The organism is Solwaraspora sp. WMMB335, from assembly GCF_049179075.1.
Classification (GTDB): domain Bacteria; phylum Actinomycetota; class Actinomycetes; order Mycobacteriales; family Micromonosporaceae; genus Micromonospora_E.
In genome coordinates this window covers 3,810,210-3,823,403 of record NZ_JBMHMF010000001.1, presented here as the reverse complement: position 1 = coordinate 3,823,403, position 13,194 = coordinate 3,810,210, and the positions used below count along the sequence as shown (strand labels likewise).

Sequence of the window (13,194 nt, the reverse complement as noted above, 5' to 3'; positions counted from 1 at the left end):
CTGTCTGCCCGACGCCACGGAGCCAGTGTCGGAGTGGACGTTCCTCGGTGGACATGTCGGCGCTGATCCTGGCGCGGTGGCTGGACCCCTGATGCCGCTGCGGATCGGGCCTGGCTCGCGTCCCTTGTGCACCCGCTACCGCGAACCGTGCTGAACCACCTGCGGCTGCTGGTCCGCCCGGAGACCGTGCTGCGCTGGCACCGCGACCTGATCGCCCACCGGCATGCCAGGAGTTCCCGGCCCCACCAGGTCGGGCGGCCACGAACGACCCGGTCGATCCGCCGGCCGGTCCTGCGCCTGGCCTCGGAGAACAGCACCTGGGGATACCGCCGTATCCACGGCGAACTACTCGTGCTGGGCGTCAAGGTCGCCGCCTCCACCGTCCGGGAATCCTGAAAGAGGCCGGTATCGGTCCGGCACCTCAGCGCGCCAGCAGCACATGGGCGATGGAGCACCACGCCCTCGTCGGGTTCCTTGGTCAGTTGCCAACTGCGGACGTCGGTCCTGTTGCCTCCCCGGTGGTCCTCGTCGCCGGGGATGGGCCGGCTGACGATGCCGGAAGCGGCGATCAGGACAAACCGGGCAGTTCGCTGATACTGATCTGGTATGCGGACAGGTACCGATCCGGTATCATCGACGGCATGAGTACACAGATCGCCGTCCGTCTGCCGGACGACCTCGTCGAGTTCGTCGACGAGCTGGTCCGCCACGGCGACGCACCCAGCAGGGCCGCCGTCGTGGCCCGAGCGCTACGTCGCGAGCGACGCCAGACCGCCGCCGCCCGCGACGCCGCGATCCTCGCCGGCGTCGAACCCGACGCAGACCTGAACTCGCTCGCCGAGCACACCGCCGCTCTCCCGACTGACGACCTGGACTGATGCGACCGATCCACCTCGCCCACCTCGACAAGACCCGCCCCGTGCTCGTTCTGACCCGCGAAGCGGTACGCCCCTACCTTGCCCGGCTCACCGTCGCGCCCATCGCCAGCACCATTCGCGGCCTGTCCACCGAAGTCCCCGTCGGCCTGGTCAACGGGCTCGACCACGACAGCGTGGTCAGCTGCGACAACGTCGTCACCATCCCCAAGAGCGCCCTGGGCCGGCACCTCGGCTACCTGCTGCCCCATCAGGAACCCGCCCTGGCCGAGGCCATCCTCGCCGCCTACGACCTCGACCTGCCCGAATAGGAAGGACTCCCTCCCTCCCTCCCTCCGCCCGGCCGTTCGCCGTTGGCGTCAACGGCGAGGGAGGTTCCTGTTGTGGCCGGGCACGATGGTGCGTGACACGGACAGCCGTCGGCCGGCGCTGAGCACCGTCCCGTCTGGGCGGACGATCGCCGTGTGGGCGCGGCTTCTCGTCAGCCATTGGTGCAGCTCGCTGCCCAGTCGGGCAGCGACGAGCACCATTCCGTGTCGTTCGATGTCTGCTCGTTGGGTGGCGGGCGGCTCGGTGGTGGTGACGATTGCGAACCGGCCGGCGGCAATGTCGTCGAGGCGGCGGTCGCCGTCGATGAGGGCGTTCGGGCACAGTCGGCCCGCGAGGGTGCGGCGCAGGCGTGGCCGTATCACCAGATCGGACCGGTGCAGCGGAGGTGTCTGGCTGTTCGAGGCGAGGTCGTTGAGACCGGGTACGAGGTGCAGGCGCGGCGCCACCGCGCGGCGGATGATGTCACCCACTCTGCCGCCGGCCGTCATCGCGGTGCCGATGATCTTCGCCAGCTTGATCATGGCTCGCGCGTGGTGCCTGCGTTCGACCACGTAGGTGTCGAGGACGGTCTCGGGCAGGGTTCCGTCGAGCACGCCGGCGAGTTTCCAGGCCAGGTTCATCGCGTCGCGTAGCCCCGCACCCATGCCCTGGCCGATGAACGGTGGGGTGAGGTGGGCGGCGTCGCCGAGCAGGAACACCCGCCGGTCGCGCCACCGGTCGGCGACCTGCGCGCGGAAGGTGTACTCGGCGGCGCGGACGACCTCCAGTTCCGCTAGAGGGATGTTCCCTGTCCATGGCGCGATCAACGGGTGCAGCCGGGTCAGGTCGTGGAAGTCATCGGCGGTCTCGCCGGGCGCCAGTCGGAATTCCCAGCGGTAGCGGGTCTTCCCGACGCGCATGTACGTGCCGGCGCGGGTCGGGTCGGAGAGCTGGTGCACGCCTTCCCACTGGCCGAGGTCGGCCTCGGTGACGACGTCGACGACGAGCCAGCGTTGCGTGAACCCGAGGTCCTGCATGGTGACGCCGATCGCGGCCCGGGTCAGGCTGTTGGCGCCGTCGCAGCCCAGGACGTACGCCGCGTGGACGACGTCGTGCTCGCCGGTGGCCGTGTCGGCGACGTCGAGCCGTACGCCGTCGGCGTTCTGGGCCAGCGCGGTGACCTCGGTGTTGCCGCGCAGGGTGATGCCGTACCGCTTGAGGTTCCGGCGGAGGATCGTCTCCAACTCCGGCTGGTCGAACATGCTTCCCTGCGGGTAGCCGTGCCGGCCCGGCCCGATGTCGCGCGGGAACTCGGCCAGCACCCGCATCCTGCGGTCGATGAGTCGAAGGCCCCGGTGTGGCCGGGAGATGGCGGCGAACTCGTCGCGGAGTCCGAGGCGGGCAAGGATGCGGTAGACCTCGTCGTCGAGGGCGACGGCGCGGGGCAGGGGGTAGACCGACTCCCACCGTTCGAGGATCAGGCACTCGACGCCGTACTGGGCGAGCAGCGTCGCGGCGGCGAGCCCGGTGGGGCCGGCGCCGACGATCGCCACCGGAACCGCGTTCATCGAGCGGCCACCACCTGAAGAACGAGATAGGCAGCGACGAGAAGCCCGCAGACGAGGGCGGGAGCGTACTTGCGCGGGCCGTCCCCCTTGCGTAGGTGTACGACGAGGGCTCCGCCGAGCAGGAGCAGCAGCCCGGCACCGGCGAGGATGCCGATCAGCGGCTGGACCAGGCCGATGAGCAGCCCGATCACGGCGGCGATCTCGAGCACACCGATGCGGCGGTAGGCGGCGACGGAGAAGCCGGCGTGCGCGGCCAGCCCCCGCATCGGTCGCAGGGCCAGGATCTTGGCCGTGCCCAGGGCGGAGAAGATCAGCGCGAGCAGCACCGCGAGGATGGCCGCAGCGAGCGTCATGACACAACCACCAATCGCCATTCGATGGCATACCGGCCCAGAACCGCCTTGACGGCGTTCTCTCGGGCAGAGGGATGAACTTTCACAGTGGCCACGATCGAGCTGCCCTCGATCGCGGCGTCGATGTCCTGCACTCCGGGGATCTGGTCGAGCGCGGCACGGAGTTCCTCGCGGGCAGCGTCCCTGCGCAGGGCAAGCTTGTAGAGCTTGCCCACGGCGGTGACCGGCAGCTCGTCGAGAATGGTCACGGCCTTGGGCGCGGCGGTGCGGTCGGGCACCCGGTCACCTGCCCAGTCCCGCAGGTCGTCCCCCGTGACGGTGGCGCCGGGCGCGAGGGTGACGTAGGCGACCGGCACCTCGCCGGCGTGCACGTCCGGGCGCCCGACCGCGCTGGCCGTCGCGACCTGCGGGTGGGCGAGCAGGGTGTCCTCGATGATCGCTGGGTCGATGTTGTGGCCCCCGCGGATGATGAGGTCCTTGGCCCGGCCGGCGAGGTAGACGAAGCCACCCTCGTCAATGCGGGCAAGGTCGCCGGTGTCCAGCCAGCCGTCGACCAGCTTGCCCAGCCCATCCAGGACGGGGCCGTTGTCGTCCCGGCCGACGACGTAGCCGGGGAAGACGGTCGGGCCGCTGACGGCCAGCACCCCCGTCTCGCCAACTGGCCGGTCTTCCCACGTGCCGTCCGCGGCGACGACCCGCACCCGCTGGTACGGCAGGCGCTGCCCGACCGAGCCCGGCGGCGACGCGTCGGGGAAGCTGCGGGCGCTCGCGCAGGTCGCCTCGGTCAGCCCGTAGCCCTCGACCAGGGCTGTTCCGGTGCGGGACTGAAAGGCGCTCCGGACCGCGGCGGGTAGCGGCGAGGCTCCCACCAGCGGAAACCGCAGGCTGCTGAGGTCGGCATCGACGGGGACCTGCGCCAACGCACCGTACACCGTGGGCACCGCGCTCATGGCGGCGAGCCGATAGTGCTCGACGATCTTCCAGAACACGCCGAACAGTGCCGGGTCGCGGTAGCCGAGCGGTCCGGCCCACACCACGGTCTGCCCCTTGAACAGGGGCGCCAGCAGGGTGACGACGAGGGCGTTCACGTGGAACAGGGGAAGGGCCGCGAAGACCATGGACTCCTCGTCGAACAGGGAGCTGGCGGCCAGCATCCACGCGTCGGCGACCTCGTTGCTGTGCGTGTGCGCGGCCAGCTTCGGAGCACCGGTGGTGCCGCCGGTGTGGAACATCGCGGCCAGGTCGGAGGACCGGGGCAGGTCACCGTCGAAGGTGGCCGGGTCCGTGGCTGCGGCAAGCTCGCCGAGGTAGCCGATGCGTACGCCGTCGACGGCCGGCAGCGGTTGGGGCGCGTCCGCCGGTGCCGTGGGCCGCAGCGCGAGGATCGCGTCGAGCAGACCGTCGCGGGCGAGCGCCCGCGCGGTGTCCCAGGTGTCCGGCGCGAGCTTGGGCCCGGCCGTGACCAGCACACGGGCACCGGATCGCCGGAGGAGTTCGGCGAGGTGCTGCCGCGACAGCCCGCCGTGCAGCGGCGCCGCGATCCCGGCGAGCTGCGCGGCCAGCGTCGCGGCGATCAGCTCGGCGCAGTTCGGCGACATCAGGGCGACCGCGTCATTTCGTCGCACGCCCAGGTCGTGAAGCAGGTTCGCGTACCGGTGAACGTCGGCCAGGAGTTCGGCGAAGGTGCGGCGCAGTGGTTCCCGCCAGCGGGTGGCGTCCGGCAGGACACTGATGGCCGTACGGTCCGGCCAGGTCGTCGCCGCTCGCGCGAGCAGCGCGTACGTCGATTCGGGCAGGCCCCGCTCCTCGAGCGGAACGGCCTCGATCGCGGCCAGGTCGTCGGGTGTTGCGTAGTCCGGCCACAGCAGGGAGCCGGTCATCGGGCGTGCCTCACGACGGTGCGCTGCCGGCCCAGGTCGATCGCGCCGTCGTCGGTGGCGATGGTGGCCTCGACGACGTCGCCGTCGGCGAGGTACTTCGGGTTGCGGGCCTGGCCCTTGAAGAACATCTTCCACTTCACCGCGGGCGGCAGCAGCGAGGCGATGATCTCGACCGGCTTCGGCGGCGCGCTCAGCGCCGTCCCGGCGGGCGTGCCGGTCAGCAGCAGGTCACCGGGGTCGACGCGCTGGAAGCGGGTCAGCGCCCGCAGCGCCTGGACCGGCCGGTAGATCATGTCGGCGGCGGTCATGTCCTGCCGGAGGTCACCGTTGACCCACAGCTTCAACCGCAGGTCGGTGAACCGCTTGAGCTCGTCGGCGTCGAGCAGCACCAGCACCGGGCCGACCGGGGTGAAGGTCGGGTACGACTTGGCCTCGTAGAACTGCGTCTTGGGCAACTGGACGTCACGTGCGGAGACGTCGTTGGTGACCACCAGGCCAGCGACGTACTCGGCGAGGTTGTCGTCGGTGACCGTCGTGCCGACCGGCATCTCGCGACCGAAGACCAGCCCGATCTCGACTTCGTAGTCCAGCAGTGTCACGTGGGCGGGGCGGACCACCTCGGCGAACGGTCCGCTGATCGAGCCCGAGGTCTTGCGGAAGAACGTCAACGGGACGGTAGCCGGGTTCCCGTTCGTGTCCGTCACGTGGGAGGCGAAATTCGTCATCTGGGCGACGACGCGGCAGGGCGCTGTCACCGGGGAGACCAGCGCGAGATCGTCAACCGCGATGGTGTCGCTGCTCGTCGCGGCCGCGACGATCGCCGGCCGGTCGGCCAGCAGTTCGCCGGTCGTGGTAGCGCTGGTGTTGACCTTGGAGGCGCCGGCGGGGGTGAGCACCCACCAGGCGTCGGCGGTACGCAGGACGGAGGTGGTCATGAGTTGAACGCTTTCATCAGGCCGCGGAGGCGGTGGAGGTCGAATTCGTTGTCCTCGCGCAGTGCACTGGCGATTGCACGCAGCTCGCGAAGTGCTTCCCGGCTGGATCCCATGCCGAGGAAGTCCTTGGTGGCGGGCGGACCCCACTGGGCGAGCCCGGAGGCGCTCATCGACGCCCAGCCGGGCTCGAGCGTGCAGTCGAACAGGTCGCCGTCGCTGAAGTGCTCGACCAGGAAGCCGTCCGGGTCGCGCCAGTAGTCGAAGATCTGGCTGCCCTGGATGTGCCGGCCGATCCCCCAGGACCGCCGGTAGCCCCGGTCGAGCAGGTACTCCCCACCGGCGGCCAGCGAGTCGAGGTCCGGGACCTGGTAGGCCGAGTGCACGTACCGATTGGCCGGCCCGAGGGCCATCGCGAGGGTGTGATGATCGGTGGGCGTGCTGCCACGGTCGCAGCGGATGAAGCTCATGGTCGGGCCGCGTTCGCGCTGCCCCTTGTAGTACAGGAAATCGCTGACGATCAGGCCCAGATGCTCGAGATACCAGTTGAGCGTCTCCAGGTAACGGGTCGTCTGCAGCACGACGTGACCGAGCCGCTGTACCTTAGCCGGCTCCCGCAGCGGCCGTTGGGTGACGTTCACCCGAGCCGTGTCGTGCCCGACGTTGAGGGTCAGCGGCGCCTGCGTGGGCAGCGCGGCGAGCTCGTGGGTCTCCGCGACCACGCGTACCCGCGTCCCGTTCGGTTCGACCAGGTCCACCGTCACCCCGCCCAGGCTCTCCGGCAGGGAACTCATCGTCCTCCCGGTCGCCTCGGCGAGGCGCAGCACGTCCCGCCCGTCGGCGGCGCGGAACGCGGGACCGACGAACCGCGACCGCGGGCCCCGACGGATGAGCACGCAGGGGGAGCCGGCGGCGGTGCCGCGCAGGTGCACCTCGTCGGGGGTACGCAGTGCCGTGGTGAAGCCGAAGGCCCGGGCGAACGCCTCAGCCCGCTCAAGATCAGGCTTCTGGAACTCCAGCCAGGCCAGGTCGTGCACTTTCACGATCGGGTTCCGGGCGCGGCCCGGGTGCTCGTCCGGCAGCGCGCCCTGCTCGCTGTGCAGACCAGTGTGCGGGTCGTGGTGCTCGATCATGTACCGCTCCCCTCCAAATTGACGAAATCGTCACTTACGAGAGCAGCGTCAGTCAAGGGCGGATGACGATTTCGTCATGACTGAGTTCCACCTGGGTTAAGGTGAGCGCAGAACGACCGGGAGAGGTGAGCACGCAGGCATGACGCAGCAGACCAGGCACGCACCCAACCGCCTGGAACGGCGGAAGGCGCACACCCGGTCGGCGCTCGTACGCGCCGCCCAGACCTTCATCGCAGCAGGCAGGCCGAACGTGCCGATCCTTGAGATCACCCAGGCGGCCGACGTGGGGATGGGGTCGTTCTACAACCACTTCGACAGCCGCGAGCAGCTCTTCCAGGCCGCGGTGGAGGACGCCCTCGATCGCTACGGTGCCCTGCTCGACGAGCTGACCGTCGGCCTGGACGACCCGGCCCACGTGTTCGCGCAGAGCTTCCGGCTGACCGGCCGCCTCCACCGCCGGCAGCCCGAACTCAGCAAGGTCCTGCTCAGCAACGGCCTAGCCCTGGCCGGCTCGGACAAGGGCCTCGCACCTCGAGCCCGCCGCGACATCGAAGACGGTGTGCGTGCCGGGCGGTTCAGCGTACGCGACCCGGAATTGGCGATGGTGACCGTGGCCGGCACCGCGCTGTGCCTCGGGCAACTGCTGCACGAGCAGCCAGAGCGCGACGACGCCATGGCCACCGATCACGTCACCGAGGATGTGCTGCGCATGCTCGGTCTGCCACCCGAACAGGCGCACGAGATCTGCGAGCGCCCGTTGCCCCACCTCGACAGCGATCGCCCGTAGACCCGGCGGCCGTCCGCCCGATGATCTAGCCCGCCGAGTAGCCCGGGGGAGTCTCACCCCCGGGCCCCCACAGAGTGAAGTAGGCCGCTGGCGAGGTGCCCGTGGCTCGGGTCCTTTTCCGTCGGCCCCTTCCCGAACCGGACAGGCGAGCTTTCCCCGCATCCGGCTCTCCAGTGGTCGTCATGTCCGGGGGAGGTCGTAGCCCGTCCGGCGTGGATGTCCTGGTGACATGCTTGGCAGACCACCAGGGTCTTTCGTTTCCGCATGGCCATCAGGCGTATCCACGACGGCCGTTCCGGCCGTCCGGGCTTGTTGAGGTCAGCCAGTTTCCGGATGTGGTGAACTTGCAACCCCACCCGTGCTTCGCAGAGCTCGCATCGTCCGGCCAGGAGCCGATGGATCAACTCGTTGCCCCGGACGGTGGCCATGGACGGCTTCAGATCGGCGATGACGGCGGTGCGCTGCCGTTTGAGGGGGATCCCGCCGAAGCGGGGACTGTACAAATAACGGCTGATCGACCGATCAAGGGAGAGACGCCAGATGACGACCGAGACCACCGCGGGACAGCCGGCCGCCGGGCCGGTGGGTGCGGTCACGGATGAACAATTGATCGCGATGCTGGTCGATCGGGCTCGTGGTGACGGGCTGCAACTGACCGGTGAGGGTAGGCTGCTGCAGCAGCTCACGAAGCGGGTCCTGGAGTCGGCGCTGGACGGTGAGATCACCGACCACGTCGGCTACGACAAGCACGACCCAGCTGGTCGAAACGATCGATCCCGCAGCGCTGACACGCCTGAACGTCCACCGACACGACCGACTCGGCGGGCTTTTATATGAGTACGAGCATGCCGCCTGACCAGCGCGGATGAGGTTTCGGCACCCGCAGTCTGGTCGAGTCCGTCGGTGAGGTCACAATCACTGACACACCGGGCGCGATATCGTGATAGCATCAGCCTGGAGTTGGAGGTGTCGCATGCCTAACATCCTCGTCCGTGACCTCAGCCAAGAGGCCGTCGACCGTATCGACGCCGCAGCCGCCAACCTCGGGCTGTCCCGCAACGAGTACCTGCGCCGCAAGTTCGAGGAGAACATCAGCCCTGCCGGCGAACGGACGGTGACAGCCGAGGACTGGCAACGGTCCGCAGAGGCATTCGCGGATCTCGCCGACCCCACGGTGATGGACAACGCATGGCGGTGACGAGCTGGCTGATAGACAAGTCCGCGTACATCCGTCTTCAACTCGGCGAAGTGGCGAACCGCGACGAGTGGAACGCACGCATCAGCCGAGGGCTGGCTCGGCTCTCGAGCATCACCCGGCTCGAACTCGGCTACTCGGCGCGTTCCGGAGAAGTCGGCCGCCGGCAGTTCGCCGCGCCGCCGCTGTCCTTGATGCCGGTCGAGCACCTGACACCCGCCATCGAGGACCGGGCACTGGAGGTGCAGATGCTGCTCGCCGATCGCGGCCAGCACCGCGCTCCGTCCATCCCTGACCTGCTGATCGCGGCGACTGCCGAGAAGGCGGGACTGACCGTCCTCGCCGTCGACAAGGACTTCGACCTCATCGCCGCGATCACCGGCCAGCCAGTCGAAACCCTGATTGGCTAGAGACAGGGCAGGTACGTGACGCCGAACCGTGTTCGGGTTGTGGAGGCCGGCGCCCCTGACCTTGTGGATGCCGAAAACCTCATCCCTCCTGGTCACGGCTTGTTGATCAGCAAGCCTTGGAGTGGCCGGTCCCGGCGGGGGTTCGGGCGGCTGAATCGCGACAGTGGTCGACGTCGAGAGCTGCGCGACGATGGGGTGTGCTGTTTCGACTGGCGTACCTCGGCGTGACCAACGCCCTCGCTCTGCTGCGGCTGCTGCTGATGAGCGACCGCGACAAGGACGCCGAGATCCTGGCCCTGCGGCACCAGATCATGGTGCTCGAACGGCAACTGCACGGCGACCGGGTCCGGTTCACCCCGGCGGATCGGGCGTGGCTGGCGGCCCTGCTGCACCCGCTGCCGCGAACCGTGCGCAACCGTCTGCGGCTGCTGGTCCGCCCGGAGACCGTGTTGCGCTGGCACCGGGACCTGATCGCCCGGCGGCACGCCCGCCGTTCCCGGCCCCACCAGGCCGGGCGGCCACGAACCGTCCGGTCGATCCGCCGGTTGGTCCTGCGCCTGGCCTCGGAGAACAGCACCTGGGGATATCGCCGTGTCCACGGCGAACTGCTCGTGCTGGGCGTCAAGGTCGCCGCGTCCACCGTCTGGGAGATCCTGAAAGCCGCCGGCGTCGATCCGGCACCTCGGCGCACCAGCAGCACCTGGGCGGCGTTCCTACGCTCCCAGGCCCACGCCGTCATCGCCGCCGACTTCTTCGAGACGACCACCCTGACCGGCACCCGTCTCTACGTCCTGGCCGTCATCGAGCACGCCACCCGCCGGATCCGAGTCCTCGGCGTGACAGCGCACCCGACCGCGGGCTGGGTGACCCAGACCGCACGTAACCTGGTGATGGACCTGGAAGGCGCTGGCTGCCAGGTGAGATACATGATCCGGGACAGGGACGGCAAGTACCCGGTCCTGTTCGACACCGTGCTCGCCGACGCCGGTATTGACATGGTCCTCAGCGGAGTCCGGGTACCCCGGATGAACGCGGTGATGGAACGCTGGGTCCGGACCTGCCGGCGTGAACTCCTCGACCGGACCCTGATCCTCAACCAGCGGCACCTGCTACACGCGCTCCGCGAGTACGAGGTCTTCTACAACGAGCATCGCCCTCATCAGGGCATCGCCAACGCCCGACCACTCGCATCGCTACCAGAAGCGATCAGCGACCCGGACCGTCTCGCCCGCCTGAACATCCACCGACGTGACCGCCTCGGCGGCATCCTCCACGAGTACGAACATGCCGCCTGACCTGCCCGGATGACATTTTCGGCAGGTACAGGGGTCCGACTGCCGTTTCGGCAGGTCAGACCCCTGTTGATCTTGCGCGCCCGAAGGGACTCGAACCCCTAACCTTCTGATCCGTAGTCCGAAGTGGATGATTAAAGATGTCCTACCTCGACTCTACCCCTGTGGTGGTCCGTCGGCAACCGGCTCAGTCCGGCCCGGTCTTGGTATGTCCGCCTAGGTCCCGGCCATGCGGGGCCTCGCCATCGACATCTGCGAACGAAGTCGGCGGCTCGTGGAAGCCGCGAACTCCGGCTGGGTCCCGGGGTGTCCGTGCCTGTCCCCCGACGTTCGAGCACCCATGGAGCACCACGCTCGCCGCTGCCGGTGGCCGGGTGCATGGTCCGACGGCTGGGACCGTACCCACCCTGCCGCCACGCCGAGGAGGCCGCGCGGCCGACGTGCCTGACCTGCCCGGATGACATTTCCGGCAGGTACAGCGTTATCACTGGTTCCTCACGTACACCGTCTGGTCTCGCTCGCCGGACCCGACCGGTCTGGTAGTGCCCAGCCGTCCCGGCTTTGTCAGTGCTGCTTCCCATCCGACTCGGCGTCTCCCGAGCCGGACTGCACTCAGCTCCTACCAGGCTGCTGCGACAACCCGGCGGGAAGGTCTTCCACCTCCCTCGATCCTTCGCGCCTCACGGCGCACGAGCGCCTCGTGGCGCACTGGTTGCCCTTGACGGTCAGGATCCAGTGGGCGCCTCGCTCGGCGAGGTAGGTGACGTGCTCACGCTGGCAGTGCAGGGCGTCGGCGGTGATCACCGTGTCACGCAGGTCGCTGATCTGGTCGAGCAGCGGCGCGAACCGGGTGATCTGACCGGAAAAACAACCGTGAGTGGGCAGGCGGCAGCGTCGGGGCGCAGCCCCGACGAGGTTCTGAATTTGTCCGTTGGGTGTGGTGCTGGTCAGGCCGGGTTGAGCTGAACGGTGTGGCCGAGGGCTTCGAGCTGGCGGATGAGGCTACGGGTCTTGCGGTGCTTGTTGATATGGGTGGCGTAGTGGTCCGGGCCGAGATCGATGAAGCTAGCGGTCGGGTCGGCCAGGATGTGCCAGACGATCGTCAGGATGGATCTGGCGATCGCGACCAGGGCTCTGGCTTTGCCTCGGCGTTTGACCAGGCGCCGGTAGCGTTCGCCGAGGAAGGTGTCGGTGCGGGCGGCTGCCGCGGCGGCGTCACCGAGCACACTTTTAAGGTAGGGGCTGCCACGGCCGGTGGGTCCGCGGCGGGTCTTTGACCCGGACTGCATGGTGCGTGGGGACAGTTTCGTCCAGGACACCAGGTGGCCAGCGGTGGGGAACTGGGCCATGTTCCCGCCGGTCTCCGCGATGATGATCTGAGCGACCCGAGGTCCGACACCAGGGATCTCGTCGAGCCGCTCCAAGACCGAAGGCTGATGGGCCGCAGGAGGACAGTCCTCACCAGTACCCGTCGGAGGCAGTGCGGCGATTAGCTGGTCGATGATCACGGTGAGCTTGTCGATCTCGACGTCAAGGGCATCGATCTGCTGCAGCAGGACGACAGCGATCGTGGCGTGATGGTCGTCGAAACGGCCGGTCAACGCCTCAACCAGAGCGGGACGTTTGACCCGTAGCTTGCCCAGGGCCAGCTCGGCCAGTCGGCGGGGATCGCGTTCACCCGCGACGAGAGCGTCGATCATCGCTCTTCCGGACAGCCCGAGGAAGTTGGTAGCCACCGTGGACAGCTTGATCAAAGCGTCTTCCAGCAGCTTGTCCAAGCGCAGCTTGTAGCGGGTCCGGTCCGCGACGAGGTCGTGGCGCAGCCGGGTGTAGTCGCGGATGTCCCGGATCGCCTTCGGCGGCACGAACGAGGGCCGCAGCATCCCACGCTCGTTGAGCTTGGCCAGCCAGACCGCGTCGAGCTTGTCGGTCTTGGGTCGGCCCGGGACCTGCTTGACGTCGTTGGCGTTGACCAGCCACACGGTCACCCCGTGGGCTTCCAGGATGTAGTAGAACGGTCGCCAGTAGTCGCCGGTCGACTCCAGAACGACACGTTCGATCTGATCGGTGACCAACCGCTGGGCCAAGGCGCAGAGCTCGTTGGTCGTGGACACGACGTCCCAGACCAGCGTCACCCTGCGGTGAGGCTGAGTCGGATGCGGTAGCCGGGTACAGACCTTGCCGGATGCCTTCGCGACGTCGATGGCCGCGACCCGGCTCAACCGGATCTCATGGTCGGGGTCGTGGATCTCTTCAGGTTCTCGTGACATGCCACCGGGCTCCATACGGGCAGAAGGGGGTGGGAGGTCGCCCGTGGGCCACGGTCGGGAACCAAGAAATCTGACCGGCGTGCTCGAAGCAACAGTGTGCGACCCATCGAGGTCGGGCCCCGCGCCAGACTCGTTAACGGCTTCAAGTGCCAAGATCCCATCGGCGTCGGCGGGCGACCGTACCGCAGTT

The 13,194-nt window shown here is 68.7% G+C and carries 15 protein-coding genes and 2 pseudogenes; 9 read left to right on the top strand and 8 right to left on the bottom strand.

What is annotated here, in order from left to right:
- Window positions 1–147: 147 nt before the first annotated feature.
- The 3 genes from ACN27F_RS16500 to ACN27F_RS16490 all read left to right on the top strand — a co-directional run bounded on the left by ACN27F_RS16500 (window position 148) and on the right by ACN27F_RS16490 (window position 1,186).
- On the top strand, window positions 148–396 hold the full coding sequence (locus ACN27F_RS16500) for a hypothetical protein (RefSeq protein WP_421434404.1): 249 nt from the start codon (window positions 148–150) through the stop codon (window positions 394–396).
- 245 nt (window positions 397–641) lie between these two features.
- The gene (locus ACN27F_RS16495; protein ID WP_421434403.1) at window positions 642–878 is read left to right on the top strand and encodes a ribbon-helix-helix domain-containing protein; all 237 of its coding nucleotides are present in this window, start codon (window positions 642–644) and stop codon (window positions 876–878) included.
- The gene (locus ACN27F_RS16490) at window positions 878–1,186 is read left to right on the top strand and encodes a type II toxin-antitoxin system PemK/MazF family toxin (RefSeq protein ID WP_421434402.1); all 309 of its coding nucleotides are present in this window, start codon (window positions 878–880) and stop codon (window positions 1,184–1,186) included. Before ACN27F_RS16495 ends, ACN27F_RS16490 begins: the two co-directional genes overlap by 1 nt.
- A gap of 48 nt (window positions 1,187–1,234) precedes the next feature.
- Here the strand turns inward: ACN27F_RS16490 and ACN27F_RS16485 are convergent, their stop codons facing one another.
- From ACN27F_RS16485 to ACN27F_RS16465, 5 genes are read right to left on the bottom strand one after another with little or no spacing between them, the layout of a single operon-like run.
- Window positions 1,235–2,752, bottom strand: coding sequence for a bifunctional 3-(3-hydroxy-phenyl)propionate/3-hydroxycinnamic acid hydroxylase (locus tag ACN27F_RS16485; protein ID WP_421434401.1), 1,518 nt, complete (start codon window positions 2,750–2,752; stop codon window positions 1,235–1,237).
- Entirely contained in the window at window positions 2,749–3,105 is a 357-nt protein-coding gene (locus tag ACN27F_RS16480) for a DoxX family protein (RefSeq protein WP_421434400.1), read from the bottom strand. Before ACN27F_RS16480 ends, ACN27F_RS16485 begins: the two co-directional genes overlap by 4 nt.
- Window positions 3,102–4,985 carry an acyl-CoA synthetase gene (locus tag ACN27F_RS16475; protein ID WP_421434399.1) on the bottom strand — a complete coding sequence of 628 codons (1,884 nt, stop codon included), beginning with the start codon at window positions 4,983–4,985 and terminating at the stop codon, window positions 3,102–3,104. Before ACN27F_RS16475 ends, ACN27F_RS16480 begins: the two co-directional genes overlap by 4 nt.
- Window positions 4,982–5,920, bottom strand: coding sequence for a fumarylacetoacetate hydrolase family protein (locus ACN27F_RS16470; RefSeq protein WP_421434398.1), 939 nt, complete (start codon window positions 5,918–5,920; stop codon window positions 4,982–4,984). Before ACN27F_RS16470 ends, ACN27F_RS16475 begins: the two co-directional genes overlap by 4 nt.
- Window positions 5,917–7,050, bottom strand: coding sequence for a VOC family protein (locus tag ACN27F_RS16465; RefSeq protein ID WP_421434397.1), 1,134 nt, complete (start codon window positions 7,048–7,050; stop codon window positions 5,917–5,919). Before ACN27F_RS16465 ends, ACN27F_RS16470 begins: the two co-directional genes overlap by 4 nt.
- Window positions 7,051–7,189: 139 nt before the next feature.
- On the opposite strand from ACN27F_RS16465, the gene ACN27F_RS16460 reads away from it, so the two are divergent.
- Complete coding sequence (locus ACN27F_RS16460; RefSeq protein WP_421434396.1) at window positions 7,190–7,837, top strand: TetR/AcrR family transcriptional regulator; 648 nt, start codon at window positions 7,190–7,192, stop codon at window positions 7,835–7,837.
- Between the two features lie 53 nt (window positions 7,838–7,890).
- Here ACN27F_RS16460 and ACN27F_RS16455 read toward each other — a convergent pair whose 3' ends face one another.
- On the bottom strand, window positions 7,891–8,265 hold the full coding sequence (locus ACN27F_RS16455; RefSeq protein ID WP_421440255.1) for a hypothetical protein: 375 nt from the start codon (window positions 8,263–8,265) through the stop codon (window positions 7,891–7,893).
- Window positions 8,266–8,377: 112 nt separating this feature from the next.
- Between ACN27F_RS16455 and ACN27F_RS16450 the strand changes: the two are divergent.
- From ACN27F_RS16450 to ACN27F_RS16435, 4 genes and pseudogenes are all read left to right on the top strand, one after another.
- Window positions 8,378–8,605, top strand: a pseudogene (locus ACN27F_RS16450) (IS256 family transposase); the annotation flags it as partial.
- A gap of 205 nt (window positions 8,606–8,810) precedes the next feature.
- A complete protein-coding gene (locus ACN27F_RS16445; protein ID WP_421434395.1) occupies window positions 8,811–9,035 on the top strand; it encodes a hypothetical protein in 225 nt (74 codons plus the stop codon).
- A complete protein-coding gene (locus tag ACN27F_RS16440) occupies window positions 9,026–9,442 on the top strand; it encodes a PIN domain nuclease (protein WP_421434393.1) in 417 nt (138 codons plus the stop codon). The genes ACN27F_RS16445 and ACN27F_RS16440 overlap by 10 nt, the downstream gene beginning before the upstream one ends.
- A gap of 197 nt (window positions 9,443–9,639) precedes the next feature.
- Window positions 9,640–10,737, top strand: coding sequence for an integrase core domain-containing protein (locus tag ACN27F_RS16435; protein ID WP_421434391.1), 1,098 nt, complete (start codon window positions 9,640–9,642; stop codon window positions 10,735–10,737).
- 705 nt (window positions 10,738–11,442) lie between these two features.
- On the opposite strand, the pseudogene ACN27F_RS16430 reads toward ACN27F_RS16435, so the two are convergent.
- Window positions 11,443–11,583 (bottom strand): annotated as a pseudogene (locus tag ACN27F_RS16430) (transposase); the annotation flags it as partial.
- Here ACN27F_RS16430 and ACN27F_RS16425 point away from each other — a divergent pair.
- Complete coding sequence (locus ACN27F_RS16425) at window positions 11,515–11,700, top strand: hypothetical protein (RefSeq protein ID WP_421440253.1); 186 nt, start codon at window positions 11,515–11,517, stop codon at window positions 11,698–11,700. The pseudogene ACN27F_RS16430 and the gene ACN27F_RS16425 sit on opposite strands and share 69 nt — an antisense overlap.
- Here ACN27F_RS16425 and ACN27F_RS16420 read toward each other — a convergent pair.
- On the bottom strand, window positions 11,682–13,004 hold the full coding sequence (locus ACN27F_RS16420; protein WP_421434390.1) for an IS110 family transposase: 1,323 nt from the start codon (window positions 13,002–13,004) through the stop codon (window positions 11,682–11,684). The two genes, ACN27F_RS16425 and ACN27F_RS16420, sit on opposite strands and share 19 nt — an antisense overlap.
- Window positions 13,005–13,194: the final 190 nt, after the last annotated feature.